Below are 17,015 nucleotides of genomic sequence, written 5' to 3'. Positions count from 1 at the left end.
CCATGGTTCAGGGCAAGGCACGCGCGATACTGCATGTCGACATGGATGCCTTTTTCGTGTCGGTGGAGCTGTTGACCCGGCCCGAGCTGGTGGGCAAGCAGGTGATCGTCGGGTTTCCGGGCGAGCGGTCCGTCGTGCTTTCCGCGTCCTACGAATGCCGGGCCCTCGGCGTGAAATCGGCGATGCCGATGTCCGTGGCCATGCGGATGGCGCCGCACGCCGTCATCATCAAGCCAACCCACTCGCTGTATTCGGCATACTCGGCCCGGATCATGGAGATTTTTCACCAGGTCACCCCGTTGGTGGAGCAACTGAGCGTCGACGAGGCCTTCCTGGACGTCACAGGAAGCATCCGCCGCCTTGGTCCGCCCGAGGCCATCGGCCAAATGATCCGTGCGCGGCTGCGCAGCGAGCTGGGCCTGCCGGCAAGTGTGGGACTTGCCGCCTCGAAGTTCGTGGCCAAGGTCGCCTCCACTGGCGCCAAGCCCGACGGCATGTTGGTGATCCGGCCCGAACAGACCCTGTCCTATTTGCACACCCTGCCCGTGGGGGCATTGTGGGGAGTCGGTGCGAAGACCGCCGGCGTGCTGCGCGAGATGGGCATCACGACCGTGGCCCAATTGGCCCAGACGCCCCAGGAAACGCTCAGCAGGAGACTCGGAGCCACCGGGAACCACCTGCATAACCTCGCATGGGGGCTCGATGACCGTTCGGTGGAGACCGAACGTGAGGAGAAAAGCATCGGTGCCGAGGAGACCTTCGCCATAGACCTGTGGGATGAAGCGGTGTTGCGCCGCGAGATACTGCATCTCGGTCATCGCGTGGCGGCTCGACTACGCGAGTCCGGGAAGGTGGCAGGGGTGGTGGCGTTGAAGCTGCGCTACAGCGATTTCTCCACGCTCTCGCGCAGCCGGACGCTTCCGGTGCCCAGCAACGCCGCCGTGGACCTCGTGGGGGCTGCCGAGGGCCTGCTGGAAAAACTCGGCAGGCGACCACAGGCCGTGCGACTAGTGGGGATCCGGGCGGAGAAGCTGGGCAATGCAGGGGGCGGGATGCAGTTGAGCATCGACCCGCGTGATGACAACTGGCGGACGGCCGAGGCAACCATGGATTTGATCCGCTCCCGGTTCCCGGCGGGGGCGCTGCGTCCGGCATCCTTGCTGGAACATGGGCAAAATGAGAAAAAACCTGGGCAGGAGTCTTGACACATTCGCCGTGACTCCACCCAGAGTTGATTCCTGACTACCTTATTAGCGAGTTTCGGGACTATTCTGGAAGTAGACGTTAGCCAGCCAAATCGGCCGGGAACATTGCCAAGGCATACAACGTTCAAGTAGGTAAAGGCGAGAGCCGGGACCGTGAAGTGAAGGGGAAGAGACGATGCCACTTTCCGAGCATGAGCAACGTCTTCTGGAGCAGCTGGAAAAGCAGCTACATGAGGACCATCGCTTCGCCTCGACGATGAAGTCTGCGTCGACGGCGGGGAACTATTCGACGCGCAATCTAGCATTGGGCGCGTTGATCGGTATCGTTGGGCTTGGTGTGCTGATCTATGGCGTTTCAAGCCAACTGATCATCGTTGGCGTCCTGGGATTCATCGTCATGTTTGGCGGCGTTTATCTGGCCCTTTCACGCAAGGGCGGCACCAAGAAGAACGGCGCTCCCGGCGCCACGAAGAACCCGCAGAAGCCCGGATTCATGAGTGATCTTGAAAACAAGTGGGAACAGCGCAAGCGTGACGAGCACGGCTCCTAGCCCTAGACGGCAGGTGCACCGGAGCTTGGACGCTCCGCCACGACCTTTCGGCCAAGGCTCCGCATTCGCGGGGCCTTGGCCTTTTTAATGCCCGGCGATCGCCTGCCCCTTGAGTCCGCGGTTCCATCGGGTTGGCGCGGAGGCCGCGGGTGCCGGGAACAAGCGAAACGCTTCACTGCATCGACAATAAGAGCCGGCGACGCGCCGAGTATGACCAATCGGCGCAATTTTTAATCCGGTCCGGTCGCGCTGCCTCCGGACGGCATGCCGGTTTTCCTCCACTTTGCCCCACGTCCACCCCCCTGGATCCGGTGTCATTTCTCGCGTCACCTTGATTTGCCTTATGAACCGGCGTTTTTTCGAAACGGGCAATGTGTCTCCCGTCACCCCATGTTTTCTGGGAGTTTGATCTGAATGAGATCCCCTCCACTTCGCCCCCCGGCCGGAATTCCCCGGAAAATCAACAGTTTTCGTTCTATTTTCATGCCAAAATGCCGGATCGGTCGTTGACAGTGGAGGGTTGTGGAGTAAAGTGGAGCGAAATAGAGGGGAATGGAGCAAGTTGCTTCTTTCAACCGGGAGGCGGTCTGTATGTTCCTTGGAACGTATACGCCGCGCCTGGACGAGAAGGGGCGATTAATCCTCCCGGCCAAATATCGGGACGAATTAGCCAATGGTTTAGTTCTGACTCGTGGCCAGGAACGCTGCATCTACGTCTTTAGCCAACGTGAATTCGAGAAGCAGCACGAGCAAATGAGCCAGGCTCCGATCTCGTCACGCCAGGCGAGGGACTACGCACGTGTTTTTCTCTCCGGCGCTTCGGACGAATTGCCGGACAAGCAGGGACGGGTCACCATTCCGTCCATGCTTCGAACATATGCGGGGCTGGACCGAGAGGTCACAGTGATCGGCGCGGGCAACCGGGTCGAGATTTGGGATTCCACCGCGTGGAATTCCTACCTCGAACAACAGGAGAACGTGTTCTCCGAAACGGATGACGAAGTACTTCCGGGTTTCTAGCCACCCACGGTGGTTGAAAGTCGACTAGTGGCTTGGATGAGATCTCCAGCCGCCCGTACAACGCGCATCCTGACTCCACTTCCCCGGAGCCAGGCTGGGCGGCAGCGGGTCGGAGGGGGATCTGATCCCAGCCAAAACCTGAAGCACAATGCCCACGCGAAAGGGGGAGCGGTGAATTTAGACGGAGCCGCAGAGCGACCCGCCTCGGAACGCCATGTTCCAGTACTGCTCGATCGATGCGTAGGGCTTTTGGAGCCGGGGATTGAAGCCGGCATTGCCGCCCGCGGCCGTGCCGTGGTCGTGGACTGCACCCTTGGCATGGGTGGCCACTCGGAGGCCCTGCTGCAGCGGTTCCCCGACCTCCACCTGATCGGGCTCGACCGCGACGAGCAGGCCCTGGCCCTGGCCGGGGCACGCCTGGAACCCTATGCAAACCGCACGGACCTCGTCCATGCCATCTACGACGAGATCGCCGACGTCGTCGAAGATCTCGGGTTTGACGGGATTGACGGAGTGCTCTTCGACCTCGGGGTTTCATCCCTGCAGCTCGACGAACGGGAGCGTGGCTTTGCCTACTCCTACGACGCGCCGCTGGACATGCGCATGGACACCTCGCGCGGCCCAACCGCCGCAGACGTCGTCAACGAATACAGCGAAGCGGAACTGGTTCGCATCATCCGGGCGTGGGGCGAGGAAAAGTTCGCCGGACGCATCGCCTCGGCCATCGTTGAGACGCGCAAGGCCAAGCCCTTCAGCACCACGGAGGAGCTGGTGGCGGCCATCCGCTCCGTCGTTCCGGCCGCCGCGGCCCGCACCGGGGGACACCCCGCCAAGCGAACATTCCAGGCACTTCGAATCGAAGTCAACGAGGAACTCGACGTGTTGGACCGGGCCATCCCCGCGGCCATGAATTCCCTCTACGTCGGGGGCAGGGTCGTGGTGATGAGTTACCACTCCCTGGAGGACAAGATCACCAAGCGGCACTTCGCCTCCGGTTCCAAATCCTCGGCGCCGGCGGGCTTCCCCGTCGAGCTGGAAGAACACAAGGCGCAATTCAAGGTCCTCACACGGGGAACCGAGAAGCCCACCGACCAAGAAATCGCAGAAAACTCACGTGCAGCCTCAGCCAAGCTGCGAGCCGTGGAACGCATCCTGAAGAGGAGCTGAATATGAGCAACCGGACACCCAGCCGCGTACGTTCCCGCGTAGTCGAGCTTCCAGCAACACAGGGTGCCAACGCGCTCAGCCACGCCCCGCGGCCGGTACCGGCGACCCGCCCCCAGGAACCGGCCGCCAAGCGCCGCACGACGCTCTCGGTGGTTCCGGCTCTCGGGTCCAAGCGCCGGGTCCCGTTCATCGTCTCCATCTTCGCGCTGGTCATTGCCTCGGTGGTGGCCGTGCTGCTGATCAACGTATACATCGCCAACGGCCAGTACACGGCAGTGGACCTGCGCGGGCAGGAACGCACCCTCTCGCAGGAAAACGAGGCATTGCGCCAGGAAGCCCTGTACCTCGGGGCACCCCAGGTGGTGGCCAAGAAGGCGGCCGACCTGGGCATGGTGAAGCCCGGAACGCCCGCCGCCATCAACCTGGAAACGGGCAAGGTCAGCGGGACCGCGACCGCCGCCGAGAAACCGGGCAAGGACGCCGCCTCGAAGGCCCTTGCCCTCGACGCACCGGCCAAGCCCGAGGCCCCGGTCGCCGCGAAGGTCGCTGCCCCCACCGCGGAGCCAACGACCCCGGCAGCCGCGCCGGCGGCTCCGGCGGACAACTGGAACGCGCCTAAGACCACTGCCTCCGATGCAGAGGCCCCGGAGACAACCGACGGTTCCCGCCCCAGCTTTACCAAGACCGAGCTGAACGGCGGCACGATCCCCGCGCCGAGCCTCAAGACCCCGGGACAATAGGGGTACCTTGGATCCGGGGCCTTTCCCGGACCACGACACGCACCACCACGCCCACCCGGTATGAGCTGAGGACAGAATGCCCAAAAAATCCCCATCCAACGCCGGAACAACGCATCCGCGCCTGCGCATTGTCGTGGTGTTCGCGTTGGTTCTGCTCTTGCTCATCGGTGGCCGCCTGTTCTTCGTCCAGTCGCTCAATGCCAAGGCCGTCGCGGCCGACGCGGTCAAGAACCGCACCCGCGTCCAGGAAACCCAGCCCAAGCGCGGACAGATCCTGGACACCAAGGGCACGATCCTGGCCACCAGCGTCGATCGCTACGACCTGGTCATCGACCAGCGGAAGGTCGATGCGGAGAAGCCGATCGTGCGCAACAAGCCCTCCGGCGGGGCCACCCGCGAAAAAGTCAGCATCGAACAAGCCGTGGGGGAGCTGGCCGGAATCCTCGACCAGGACGTGGACACCGTGCGCACGGCCATCGTCGGGGATCCCGGGGCCAAGAAGAACGCCTACTCGGTCGTGGCCAAGGGAGTGACCCCCGAGGTGCGCAACGCGGTCATGGAACTGCGCATCCCCACCCTGACCGGCCAGCTCCGCAGCGAGCGGCAGTACCCCAACGGCGTGGTGGCCGGGCCCCTGCTCGGATTCGTGAAGAACTCCGAGGACCAGCAGTCCCACAACGGCGCCGAAGGCCTGGAACTGAGCCAGAACGACCGACTCAAGGGAACCGCCGGGACCCGCACCTATGAGATCGGTGCCGACGGCGTGCGGATCCCCGTGGCGGAAATGACCGAGGTGCCGGCCGTCGACGGCCAGGACATCAAGCTCACCATCGACGGCGACATCAATTTCATCGCCCAGGAAGAGGCCCTGAAGAAGCAGGAGCAGTTCAACGCGGACTGGGTCTCGGTGATCGTCACCGAGGTGAAGACCGGGCGGATCATCGCCATCGGGGACTCAAACCAAATGGACCCCAACGATCCCAGTGCCACCGAGGCCCGCTTCCGCACCTCCGCCTCGATCACCCAGGCCTTCGAGCCGGGGTCCACCGGAAAGGTCCCGACCTTCGCCGCGGCACTCGAGGAAGGCGTGATGGAGCCCACCGATGCGTTCAAGGTGCCCAACGCGTACACGATCAACAAGGAAACCATCAACGACTCGTTGAAGCATGCGACCTATGACATGACCGCCGCGGGCATCTTCGCCAGGTCCTACAACACCGGCACCGTCATGATCGGCAACAAGATGAGCAACGAGACGCGCTACAAGTACATGAAAAAGCTTGGGCTGGGCAAGGCCATCGACATAGGCCTTTCCGGGGCCAGCCAGGGCATCCTGGCCCCTCCCCAGGACTGGGAGCGACGCCAGCAGTACGCGACCATGTTCGGCCAGGCCTACACCCAGACCGCCCTGCACACCGCGCAGATCACCCAGACGATCGCCAACGGAGGGGTGCGCATCGATCCCACGTTGATCGATTCCTACATCAACCCCGACGGAACGGTCGAAAAGCCCGCCGCGCCCAAGAGCGAAAAGGTGTTCTCGAAAGAGACCTCCAAGAAGATGCTCCGGATGATGGAGACTGTGGTCCTGGAGGGCACCGGCACTAAGATGGCTGTGTCCGGTTACCGCGTCGGCGGCAAATCGGGCACCGGCCAGGCCGCCGGCCCCAACGGCGGCTATGACGGGTACACCAACTCGTTTGCCGGCGTCGCCCCGCTGGACGACCCCGAGATTGCCGTCGTGGTCACCATGTACCGCCCCAAGGGCGACTGGAAGTCGTGGTCGGTCGGCAACACCTTTAGCGAAGTCATGAGCAAGACCCTCAACGCCTACAACGTTGCGCCGAGCAACTCGAAGCCCAATGGCTACGACGTGTTCATCGGATCCGAACAAAAGAAATCCTGGTAATGCCTGAAGCCCTCACCCCCCGCGCGGCGGAAGCCCTGCTGCGCCCATCGGCCAAAAGCGCCACGACCTTGACCGCCATGCTCGAATACCTGCATGAAACCGGGCGCGGCGCGAACATCATCGGAAACGGCGGGGCGACGGTCACCGGGATCTGCCTGGACTCGCGCGCCGTGCAGCCCGGGGACCTGTACGTCGCCGCGCCGGGCGCCCGGTTCCACGGGGCGCAATTCGCCCCGGGCGCCGCGCAGGCCGGTGCCGCCGCCGTCCTGACGGACATCGAGGGCGAGGCCACCGCCTCGGCCCTCGGGTTGCCGGTGCTGCTGGTGGACCAGGTCCGCGAGGTCATCGGGGAGCTCTCCGCGCTGGTCTACGGAACCGACGAGGCCTGCCCCGAACTCTTCGGGCTCACCGGCACCAACGGCAAGACCACCACCAGCTACATGATCCGCTCGGTGCTGCGTGCCCTGGGACGGGAGACCGGCCTGGTGGGCACCATCGAGATCGCCGCCGGGCAGACGCCGATCCCCAGCATCCTCACCACCCCCGAGGCCCCCCAGCTGCACGGCCTGATGGCCCGCATGCGGGAACTCGGCGTCGAGGCGGCAACCATGGAGGTCTCCTCCCACTCGCTGTCCTACCGCAGGGTCGACGGGTTGCGCTTCGCCGTCTCCGGCTTCACCAACCTGACCCAGGACCACCTTGACCTGCATGGCTCGATGCAGGAGTACTTCGAGACCAAGGCCCTGCTCTTCGACCTGGAACGCAGCGACCGCGCGGTCATCACCGTCGACGACGACTGGGGCCGGAAGATGGCGGCGCAGGCCACCGCCGAGGTCTGGACCCTTGCCACCGATCCCGCGGCGGCCGACGCCGACTGGGTCATCGACAACGTGGTCCCGGCCGGGCTGGGCCACCGCTTCGAACTGCGCGGCCCCGAGGGTACCGTGCTGAAGGCGGCCACGGGCCTGCCCGGGGACTTCAACGTCTCCAACGCGGCCCTGGCCGTGCTGATGGTGCTGGCCTCCGGCGTCGACCCCCAACGGCTGCAGGAGGCCCTGGATGCCGCCAACCCCCTCACCGTCGAGGTGCCCGGCCGCATGCAGGTCATCGCGCAGGCCCCGGCGTCCATCGTCGACTTCGCACACAACCCCGACGCCCTGGCCCGCGCCCTGTCCTCGGTGCGCTCGGCCGAGCCCGGATCCCGCGTGATCGTGGTCTTCGGGGCCACCGGGGAGCGCGACGCGACCAAGCGCCCGATCATGGGCGCCGTGGCCGCAAGACACGCAGACGTGGTCATTGTCACTGACGACGACCCGCACTCCGAGGACCCCGCACCCATCCGGGCCGCCGTGGCCGCCGGGGCGCGTGCCGAAATCCGGGAACACGGCCTGCGCAGCGAGGTCCGCGAGGTCCATCCGCGGGCCGCGGCAATCGCGGCCGCAGTAGCCATGGCCGGGGAACGCGACACCATCCTGGTGGCCGGACGGGGACATGAGGTCTTCCAGGAAGTCATGGGTGTCAACCTGGAACTCGACGACCGCGAGGAACTGCGCCGGGCACTGCTCGCCCACGGTTTCAACCCCCTGTCCGCTGTTTCCGATTCCTTCGATCCCGCGGATGAAGGGTAAAGTCCTAGGTGCCATGATTGATCTTCTTTCCGCCGAAATCGCCGAAATCACCGGCGGGCGACTCTCCTCAACGGCTCGCGCCGACACGCCCGTCCTCGGGGTCGACACCGACTCGCGCAGCTGCGAAACCGGCTGGCTCTTCGTAGCCAAGCCGGGGGAGTCCTCCGACGGGCACCACTTCATCGACGCTGCCATGAAGCAGGGCGCCGTGCTGGCCCTGGCCGAGCGCGAGACCCACGCACCGGACGGTGCCGTGCACCCCGCGATCATCGTCCCCGACGCCGTCATCGCCATGGGGCAGATCGCCGCCGCCATCGTCGAGCGCCTCAAGGCCTCCAACGGGCTGCGGGTGGTGGGCATCACCGGTTCGGCCGGCAAGACCACCACCAAGGACCTGCTGGCCGCGCTGCTGGCCAACCTTGGCCCCACGATCGCACCGGTCGGCTCCTACAACGGCGAGGTCGGCGTCCCGCTGACGGTCTTCCGGGCCACGGCCGAGACCAAGTACCTCGTCGTGGAAATGGGTGCCACCGGCATCGGACACATCCGCTACCTCACCGACATGGTCCACCCCGAGGTCGGGGTGGTCCTGGGCGTGGGCTCGGCGCACGCCGGGGAATTCGGCGGCATCGAGAACATCGCCAAGGCCAAGGGCGAGATGGTCGAGGCACTGCCCGCCACCGGGCTTGCGGTGCTGAACCACGACGACAACCTCGTGGCCGCCATGCGCAGCCGCACCGTGGCCCCGGTCATGGACTTCGGCGTGCAACGCGCCGCCGGGGACACCGCGCCGGGCGTCTGGGCAAGCGGCCTGGACGTCGACGCCGACGGCCACCCCGTCTTCACCCTGGTGGCGGCCGATTCCTCGGCCCACCCGATCACCTCCGGGCTCATCGGCCGGCACCACGTGGCCAACATCCTGGCCGCCGCCGCCGTGGCCGAGTACCTGGGCCTCGCGCCGGCGCAGATCGCCGCGACCCTGCAGGGCCTGGGCCCCACCAGCCGCTGGCGGATGGAACGCATCGAACGGGCCGACGGGGTGAGCATCATCAACGACGCCTACAACGCCAACCCGGATTCGATGCGCGCCGCGCTGCGCACCCTGGCCGAACTCGGCCTGCCCGACGCGCAGGGCAACGCACGGCGCACCTGGGCCGTGCTGGGCGAAATGCTCGAGCTCGGCGAGGACTCCCGCCACGAACACGACATGCTCGGCCGCATCGCGGTGCGCATGAACATCAAGAAACTGCTTGTCGTGGGGCGCGGGGCCAAGCTGGCCTACAACTCCGCGGTGCTCGAGGGCAGCTGGGGCGACGAGGCGTACTACGCCGAGGACGCCAAGGCCGCAGCCCGGATCCTCAACGAAAACCTGCTTCCCGGGGACATCGTGCTCTTCAAGTCTTCCAACGGCTCGGGGCTGCGGCACCTGGGCGACCAAATTGCCGAAACTACCAGCGGTGCTTCCGCCGCAAAGGAGGGCTCGGCGCAGTGATTGCTCTAATCATGGGATCCGGCATTGCCTTGATCTTCACGATGGTCACCATGCCATTGTTCATCCGCATGCTCACCCGCCGGCAGTACGGCCAGGTGGTCCGTGACGACGGACCGACCAGCCACGCCACCAAGTCCGGCACGCCCACCATGGGCGGGGTCATCATCATCGTCGCGGTCATCCTCAGCTACTTCGTGACCCACGGGCTGCTGGCCCTGATGCAGCGGCCCTCCTCCGGGATCACGGCCAGCGGGCTGCTGGTCCTGCTGCTCTTCGCGGGCATGGGCCTGGTCGGGTTCCTGGACGACTTCATCAAGATCGCCAAGAAGCGCTCGCTGGGGCTGCGGGCCTGGGAAAAGATCGTGCTGCAGGCGGCGGTCGGCATCGGCTTCGCCGTGCTGGCGCTGAACTTCCCCAACGCCCAGGGGCTGACCCCGGCCTCGACGGCGATCTCGTTCCTGCGCGACACCAACATCGATTTGGCCTTCGCCGGCCCGCTGCTCGGGCTGATCCTGTTCGTGCTGTGGTCCAACCTGATCGTCACCGCCACCACCAACGGCGTGAACCTCACCGACGGCCTGGACGGGCTGGCCACCGGCGCCTCCATCATGGTCTTCGGCGCCTACACCATCATCGGGATCTGGCAGCAGAACCAGGCCTGCGGCACCGACGTGGCGGCCAACGTCTGCTACACCGTCCGGGACCCCATGGACCTGGCGCTGCTCGGCGCCATCCTCTGCGGCGCCCTGATCGGCTTCCTCTGGTGGAACGCCAAGCCGGCAAAGATCTTCATGGGCGACACCGGGTCGCTGGCCATCGGCGGCGCGATTGCCGCGTTCGCGATCCTCTCCCGCACGCAGATCCTGCTGCTGGTGCTGGCAGGGCTCTTCGTGATCATCTCGCTCTCGGTGATCATCCAGGTCGGGTTCTTCAAGCTCTCCGGCGGCAAGCGCGTCTTCAAGATGGCCCCGCTGCAGCACCACTTCGAACTCGCCGGCTGGGCCGAGGAGAATGTGGTGGTCAGGTTCTGGATCCTCGGCGGGCTCTTCGTGGCCGCCGGCCTGGGCATCTTCTACTCCGAATGGGTCGTGGCCCTGTGACGCACGCCAACCTGGACCACCTCACCCGCTGGGAATCGGACTGGAAGGGCCTGCGCGTCGTCGTGGCGGGCTTGGGCCTGTCCGGCTTCTCCGCCGCCGACACCCTGGTCGAACTCGGTGCCAAGGTCGTCGTCATCGACGGCGCCGACACCGAGGTCAACCGCTCGCGGGCCGACACCCTGAAGATCGTCGGCGCCGCCGACGTGCTCCTGGGCGCCGCACACACCGACGCGCTGCCGATGATCGACGGCCAGGCCCCGCAATTGCTCATCGCCTCCCCGGGCTGGAACCCGCGCCAACCGATGCTCGCCGCCGCGGCCGAGGCCGGGATCGAGATCTGGGGCGACGTGGAGCTGGCCTGGCGCGTCCGCGAGAAGGAGGGGCGCAAGCTCGCCGAATGGGTCGTCATCACCGGCACCAACGGCAAGACCACCACCGTGGGCATGACCGAGTCGATCCTCAAGGCCGCGGGCCTGCGCGCCATCGCCGCCGGCAACGTCGGCACCCCCATCCTGGACGCGATCCGCGACCCGGAGGGCTTCGACGTGATCGCCGTGGAGCTCTCTTCCTTCCAGCTGCACTTCACCCACAGCATCTCCCCGCTGGCCTCCGTGGTGCTGAACATCGCCGAGGACCACGTGGACTGGCACGGCGGGTTCGAGAACTACAAGGCCGACAAGGCCAAGATCTACGAGCGCACCCGCGTCGCGGCCATCTTCAACGCCGACGAGCCGGTCGTGGAGGCCATGGTCGAGAACGCCGACGTGATCGAGGGCTGCCGCGCCATCGGCTTCACCACGTCCGTGCCGTCGCTGTCCATGGTCGGGGTCGTCGAGGACCTTTTGGTGGACCGCGCCTTCATCGAGGACCGCCGCAACTCCGCCGCCGAGCTCATCGCCCTGGACCAGATCGGCGAGGTCGTGCCCCGGCACACCGCCGCCAACGCCGCGGCCGCCGCGGCCCTGGCGCGCGCCTGCGGCGTCGAGCCCGCCGCCGTGGCCAAGGGCCTGGCCGGCTTCGATTCCGGGGACCACCGCATCCAGGCCGTGGCCCGCCGCGACGACGTGCTGTGGATCAACGACTCCAAGGCCACCAACCCGCACGCCGCCGGCGCCTCGCTGGGCGCCTTCTCCTCGGTCGTGTGGATCGCCGGAGGGCTGTCCAAGGGCGTGGAATACGACGAGCTCGTGTCGGCCCACGCCAAACGGCTCAAGGCCGTCGTGCTCATCGGGACCGACACCGCCAAGCTGCTGGCGGCCCTTGAACGACACGCGCCGCAGGTGCCGGTGATCGAGGCCGAGGTGCGCGAAACTGGTGTGCAGGGCGGTGCCGGATCCAACGGCGCGGCCACCGGCTGGGCCGTGATGGCCCAGGCAGTCAAGGCGGCCGCGGGCATCGCGACGGCCGGGGACACCGTGCTGATGGCGCCGGCTGCGGCATCAATGGACCAATTTTCCTCATACGCACAACGCGGCAATGCCTTCATCGACGCGGTCCGTGCGCTCATGGGGGACGACCCCAGGTAAGGAGCAGTCGTGAGCGGCACATCCCGTACCCCACGGGGCAGGAGCGCCAAGGCCGGCACCACGGGCCCCAAGCGCGGCCGGGGTCGGGAACCGCGCGGACTGGCCAAGTGGTTCACCCGCATCGAGGACCCCTCGCTGCGCGGAGCCCAGATCAACTACTACGTCGTGCTGGGCACCACGCTGGCCCTGACGTTCATGGGCCTGATCATGGTGCTCTCATCCTCCTCGGTGGAGGCCATCGCGCGGAACCAGTCGGCCTTCGAAGCCTTCTTCAAGCAGTCGCTGTGGGCGCTGATCGGCGTGCTCTGCCTGGCGGGCATGCAACTGATCTCCCTGCCGACCCTGAAGAAGCTGGCCTGGCCGGCGCTGGGGGCCGCCGGGCTGCTGCTGGTGCTGGTGCTGCTCATCGGCCAGGAAATCTACGGCAACAAGAACTGGATCTTCATCGGCCCGTTCTCGATCCAGCCCTCCGAATTCGCCAAGGTCGCCCTGGCCCTGTGGGGCGCCTGGGTGGTCGAGCGCAAGGCCAAGCTGATGGACCAGTGGAAACACGCGGTCATCCCGCTGCTGGCGCCCTTCGGGCTGCTGGTGGTGCTCCTGGTCCTGCTGGGCCGCGACCTCGGCACCGCGCTGATCCTGCTGCTGATCCTGGCCGTGGTGATGTTCGTGGGCGGCGCCAAGGCCAAGCTCTTCGGCATTGCGGGCCTGGTGGGCGTCTTCGGGATCGTGGTGATGGTGATCGTGGCCCCCAACCGCATGGGCCGGATCCTGGCCTGGCTGCACATCGCCTGCGGCGACGGCCCCCAGGACTATTGCTACCAGGCCGAACAGGGGCTCTTCGCCCTGGCCTCCGGCGGCTGGTTCGGCGTCGGCCTGGGCCAGTCGAGGCAGAAGTGGTCGCACATCCCCGAGGCCCAGAACGACTTCATCTTCGCGGTGCTGGGCGAGGAAATGGGCCTGCTGGGCACCCTCTTCGTCATCGTGCTCTACGGGATGCTGGCCGTGGCCATGTACCGCATCGCGGTGCGCACCGGGACCGTGTTCGGGCGCGTGGCCATCAGCGGCATCATGGCCTGGCTCATCGGCCAGGCCTTCATCAACATCGGCATGGTCACCGGCCTGCTGCCGGTCATCGGCGTCCCGCTGCCCTTCATCTCCTCCGGCGGCTCGGCCCTGCTTGCCGCGTTCCTGGGCATCGGGGTGGTACTGTCCTTTGCCCGGGAACAACGCGTTAGACTGCAACCGGCCGGAACCCCGCGCGGCATGGCTGCGCTTCTCGCGAAGCGCCGTGCGGCCAAGTAATCAGCCGCAAACACCGATCCACCGAAAGTAGTACACGAATCCCCATGACTGAGCCACTACGCGTGGTGATCGCCGGCGGCGGAACGGCCGGACACATCACCCCCATGATCGCCATCGCCGACGCCCTGCGCGACGCCGACCCGGACACGGCCATCACCGCGGTGGGAACCGCCAACGGCCTGGAGACCAGGCTGGTGCCCGAGGCCGGGTACGAGCTGCGCACCATCGCCAAGGTCCCGATGCCGCGCCGCCCCTCCCTGGATTTGCTCAAGCTGCCCTTCCGCTTCCGCGCGGCGATCAAGGCCGCCGGGGCGATCCTGGACGACACGCACGCCCAGGCGGTGCTCGGGGTCGGGGGCTATGTGTGCACCCCGGTGTACCTGGCCGCGAAGAAGCGCAAGCTGCCGATCTTCGTCCACGAGGCCAACGCGCGGGCCGGGCTGGCCAACAAGGTCGGCGCCCGCTACGCCGCCGGCGTCGGAGCGGCCTTCAGCGGCACCGGCCTGCGCGGGGCGCGGGTCGTGGGCATGCCGATGCGCGGCTTCGTGGCCACCATGGACCGCGCGGCCCAGCGCGAGGAGGCACGCCGCGCCCTGGGCTTCACCGGTGACGCCCCCGCGCTGGTGGTCACGGGCGGCTCCTCCGGGGCGGCGTCCATCAACGCGACCATCGCCGCGGGCCTGGGCATGCTGGCCGATGCCGGGGTGCAGGTGCTGCACATCACCGGGCGCGGCAAGGCCGTGCCGGACGCCGCGGGCAACCCGCTCGCCGCCGACGGCTACCGCCAGGTCGAGTACGTGGACTCCATGGACCAGGCCTACGCGGCCGCGGACCTCATGGTCGCCCGTTCCGGGGCCGGGACGGTGTGCGAACTTGCCGTCGCCGGCACCCCCTCGGTGCTCGTCCCGCTGCCGATCGGCAACGGCGAGCAGCGCCTGAACGCCGCGGACCTCGTCGCCGCCGGCGGCGCGCTCGTCGTGGACGACGCCGACTTCACCACCGGCTACCTGGCCACGACGCTGCTGCCGCTGCTGAAGGACCGGCAGGCGCTCACCGCCATGGGAGCGGCCGCCAAGGCCCAGGGGCGCAACGACGCCGCGGCCGTCATGGCCGCCATGATCCGCGAGTCGCTCGGCCGCGGAACACCGCCACAGACCACCAACACGGGAAGCTAAGGGACATGCAGGAACAACACACACTGGCCACGCTGGGCAACGTCCACCTGCTGGGCATCGGCGGGGTGGGGGTCTCGGCGGTTGCCAGGCTCATGCTGGCCCGCGGCCTGAGCGTCTCGGGAACCGACGCCAAGGACCTTCCGGTGCTCGATGACCTGCGCGAGGCCGGCGCCCGCATCAACGTCGGCTATGCCGCGGCGAACCTCGGCGACGCCGACACCGTGGTGGTCTCCTCGATCATCAAGGAAGGCAACCCGGAGTACGACGAGGCGGTGGCCCGCGGGCTGCGCATCCTGCACCGTTCCGAGGGGCTTGCGGCCACCATGGAGGGCCACCGCGTCATCACCGTGGCGGGGACCCACGGCAAGACCACCACGACCTCGCTGGTCGCCTTCATGCTGCGCGAGGCCGGGATCTCCCCGACCTTCGCCGTCGGGGCGAACATCGCCTCGCTGGGCGTGAACGCCGAATACGGGGAAGGCAAGGTGTTCGTGGCCGAGGCCGACGAGTCCGACGCCTCGTTCCTGAACTACGCCCCCGATGTCGCGGTCATCACCAACATCGAGGCCGACCACCTGGACCACTACGGCAGCGTCGAGGCGGTGCACCGGGCGTTCCACGACTTCGCCTGCCTGCTGCCCGATGACGGGCTGCTGATCTGCTGCGCCGACGATCCGGGCTCCCTGGCCCTGGCCGTGCGGATGCGCCGCGAGCGCCCGGCGCTGCGCGTGCAGACCTACGGCTTCTCCGAGGGCGCGGACCGCAGATTGAGCGACGCGAAGCCGGTCGGACTGCGTTTTGCCTGCACCATGGAATGGGGCAGCGGGGAAACGGCGGAACTGGAACTCGCCGTGCCGGGAAACCACAACCTGCTCAATGCCGCGGCCGCCTTCGCCGTGGGCCTGGACTGCGGGCTGGAGCCCGAGGCGGCGGTGGCCGGCCTGGGCGCCTTCAGCGGTGCGGCGCGCCGCTTCGACTTCCGCGGCGAGGCCGGGGGAGTGCGGGTCTTCGACGACTATGCGCACCACCCCACCGAAGTGACGGCGGCGCTGCGCGCCGCCCGCGCGGTGGCCGGCGACGGCGCCGTGCACGTGTTGTTCCAGCCGCACCTCTTCTCCCGCACCAAGGAATTCCACCGCGAGTTCGCCGAGGCGCTCTCCCTGGCCGATTCCGCGCACGTGCTGGAAATCTATCCCGCACGCGAAACCCCGATCCCCGGGGTGACCAGCGAACTGCTGACCCGCGAGCTGAACACCGCCGGCGGGCTGGTGTCCATGGCACAGGCCGCCGAGGTCCTCGCGGCCCTTGCCAGCCCCGGGGACGTGATCATGACCATCGGTGCCGGGGACGTGACCGAGCAGGCCGGCGCCATCGTGGCCGCGCTGGAAAAACGTCTGGGGCGCTGATGGCGGGCAACGCCGGGCACGGGCGTGGGGCGAACAACGTCCTGGACCTGCCGGAGGATCCCGGAGTACGCGTGCGGCGGCGTTGGATCATCGGGGGATCCGTGGTCGCGGGGCTCGTGGTGGTGCTGGTGCTGGTGCTGACGTTTTCGCCGATCCTGGCGATCAAGTCCGTCACGGTCTCGGGCAACTCGCTGGTCAGCGACAGGACCGTGGAGCAGGCGCTCGAGCCGCTTCACGGCGTCCCGCTCTCGCGGGTCGGGACCAGCCGGGTCATGGAGCTGCTGGCGGGGGAGCCCGCGGTGAAGGACGCGATCGTCCAGGCCGAGGCACCCAACACGCTGCACGTCCAGGTGGTCGAATTCGTCCCGGTGGCGGTGCTGCTGGAGGGGAAGAAACGTTCCCTGGTGGGCCCCGAGGGGCAGGTGTTGGCCTCCCTGAAGGCCAAGGACAAGCCGAAGCTGCCGACCATCCGGTCCTCGAAGGTGACCAAGGACCCCAAGGTGTTTTCGATGCTCACCCGGGTTCTCTCAGAACTACCGGATAAGCTGTTGGCGAACGTGGATCACGCGACGGCCACCAGCAAGGACTTTGTCGAGCTCAAGCTCAACAGCGGACAGCTGGTGATTTGGGGCAACGACCAGGATGCGGCACTCAAGACCCAGGTCCTTGAGGCGCTTTTGGGGGCCCCGAAGGACAAGAAGGCACCCATCAAGGTGTACGACATTTCCAGCCCGCAGCACCCGGTGGCCCGGTAACGGACCACCAGGGGCCCGAATACAAGAAAAATCAACGACT

At 67.0% G+C, this 17,015-nt stretch carries 14 protein-coding genes; all 14 read left to right on the top strand.

The genetic code is table 11. From position 1 onward, the window contains the following. Window positions 1-2: 2 nt before the first annotated feature. The 14 genes from dinB to ACIPVK_RS14220 all read left to right on the top strand — a co-directional run bounded on the left by dinB (window position 3) and on the right by ACIPVK_RS14220 (window position 16,975). Window positions 3-1,205: a DNA polymerase IV gene (gene dinB, locus ACIPVK_RS14285; RefSeq protein WP_407612646.1), complete on the top strand. Its 1,203-nt coding sequence runs from the start codon at window positions 3-5 to the stop codon at window positions 1,203-1,205. 175 nt (window positions 1,206-1,380) lie between these two features. Then, complete coding sequence (locus ACIPVK_RS14280; protein WP_407612645.1) at window positions 1,381-1,755, top strand: DUF3040 domain-containing protein; 375 nt, start codon at window positions 1,381-1,383, stop codon at window positions 1,753-1,755. A 591-nt stretch (window positions 1,756-2,346) separates the two neighbouring features. Beyond that, window positions 2,347-2,775, top strand: a complete 429-nt coding sequence (gene mraZ / locus ACIPVK_RS14275) for a division/cell wall cluster transcriptional repressor MraZ (RefSeq protein WP_217389986.1) — start codon at window positions 2,347-2,349, stop codon at window positions 2,773-2,775. Between the two features lie 171 nt (window positions 2,776-2,946). Then, window positions 2,947-3,942 carry a 16S rRNA (cytosine(1402)-N(4))-methyltransferase RsmH gene (gene rsmH / locus ACIPVK_RS14270; protein ID WP_407612644.1) on the top strand — a complete coding sequence of 332 codons (996 nt, stop codon included), beginning with the start codon at window positions 2,947-2,949 and terminating at the stop codon, window positions 3,940-3,942. 2 nt (window positions 3,943-3,944) lie between these two features. Continuing rightward, entirely contained in the window at window positions 3,945-4,682 is a 738-nt protein-coding gene (locus tag ACIPVK_RS14265; RefSeq protein ID WP_407612643.1) for a hypothetical protein, read from the top strand. 76 nt (window positions 4,683-4,758) lie between these two features. Continuing rightward, on the top strand, window positions 4,759-6,591 hold the full coding sequence (locus tag ACIPVK_RS14260; protein ID WP_407612642.1) for a peptidoglycan D,D-transpeptidase FtsI family protein: 1,833 nt from the start codon (window positions 4,759-4,761) through the stop codon (window positions 6,589-6,591). Beyond that, on the top strand, window positions 6,591-8,219 hold the full coding sequence (locus ACIPVK_RS14255; RefSeq protein ID WP_407612641.1) for a UDP-N-acetylmuramoyl-L-alanyl-D-glutamate--2,6-diaminopimelate ligase: 1,629 nt from the start codon (window positions 6,591-6,593) through the stop codon (window positions 8,217-8,219). The genes ACIPVK_RS14260 and ACIPVK_RS14255 overlap by 1 nt, the downstream gene beginning before the upstream one ends. Window positions 8,220-8,232: 13 nt before the next feature. Beyond that, window positions 8,233-9,711 (top strand): UDP-N-acetylmuramoyl-tripeptide--D-alanyl-D-alanine ligase, encoded by a 1,479-nt coding sequence (gene murF / locus ACIPVK_RS14250; protein WP_407612640.1) that lies wholly within the window; start codon window positions 8,233-8,235, stop codon window positions 9,709-9,711. Further along, on the top strand, window positions 9,708-10,811 hold the full coding sequence (gene mraY / locus ACIPVK_RS14245) for a phospho-N-acetylmuramoyl-pentapeptide-transferase (RefSeq protein ID WP_407612639.1): 1,104 nt from the start codon (window positions 9,708-9,710) through the stop codon (window positions 10,809-10,811). The genes murF and mraY overlap by 4 nt, the downstream gene beginning before the upstream one ends. Then, window positions 10,793-12,337 (top strand): UDP-N-acetylmuramoyl-L-alanine--D-glutamate ligase, encoded by a 1,545-nt coding sequence (gene murD / locus ACIPVK_RS14240; protein ID WP_407612638.1) that lies wholly within the window; start codon window positions 10,793-10,795, stop codon window positions 12,335-12,337. The genes mraY and murD overlap by 19 nt, the downstream gene beginning before the upstream one ends. Before the next feature lie 9 nt (window positions 12,338-12,346). Continuing rightward, a complete protein-coding gene (gene ftsW / locus ACIPVK_RS14235; RefSeq protein WP_407612637.1) occupies window positions 12,347-13,639 on the top strand; it encodes a putative lipid II flippase FtsW in 1,293 nt (430 codons plus the stop codon). Window positions 13,640-13,683: 44 nt separating this feature from the next. Then, a complete protein-coding gene (gene murG, locus ACIPVK_RS14230) occupies window positions 13,684-14,814 on the top strand; it encodes an undecaprenyldiphospho-muramoylpentapeptide beta-N-acetylglucosaminyltransferase (protein WP_407612636.1) in 1,131 nt (376 codons plus the stop codon). Between the two features lie 5 nt (window positions 14,815-14,819). Next, the gene (gene murC, locus ACIPVK_RS14225) at window positions 14,820-16,220 is read left to right on the top strand and encodes a UDP-N-acetylmuramate--L-alanine ligase (RefSeq protein ID WP_407612635.1); all 1,401 of its coding nucleotides are present in this window, start codon (window positions 14,820-14,822) and stop codon (window positions 16,218-16,220) included. After that, window positions 16,220-16,975 carry a cell division protein FtsQ/DivIB gene (locus ACIPVK_RS14220; RefSeq protein ID WP_407612634.1) on the top strand — a complete coding sequence of 252 codons (756 nt, stop codon included), beginning with the start codon at window positions 16,220-16,222 and terminating at the stop codon, window positions 16,973-16,975. Before murC ends, ACIPVK_RS14220 begins: the two co-directional genes overlap by 1 nt. Window positions 16,976-17,015 lie beyond the last annotated feature (40 nt).

The organism is Paeniglutamicibacter sp. MACA_103, assembly GCF_045798555.1.
GTDB lineage: Bacteria > Actinomycetota > Actinomycetes > Actinomycetales > Micrococcaceae > Paeniglutamicibacter.
Note: the sequence above shows the minus strand (reverse complement) of the source record. Positions and strands in the feature narration are given on the sequence as shown.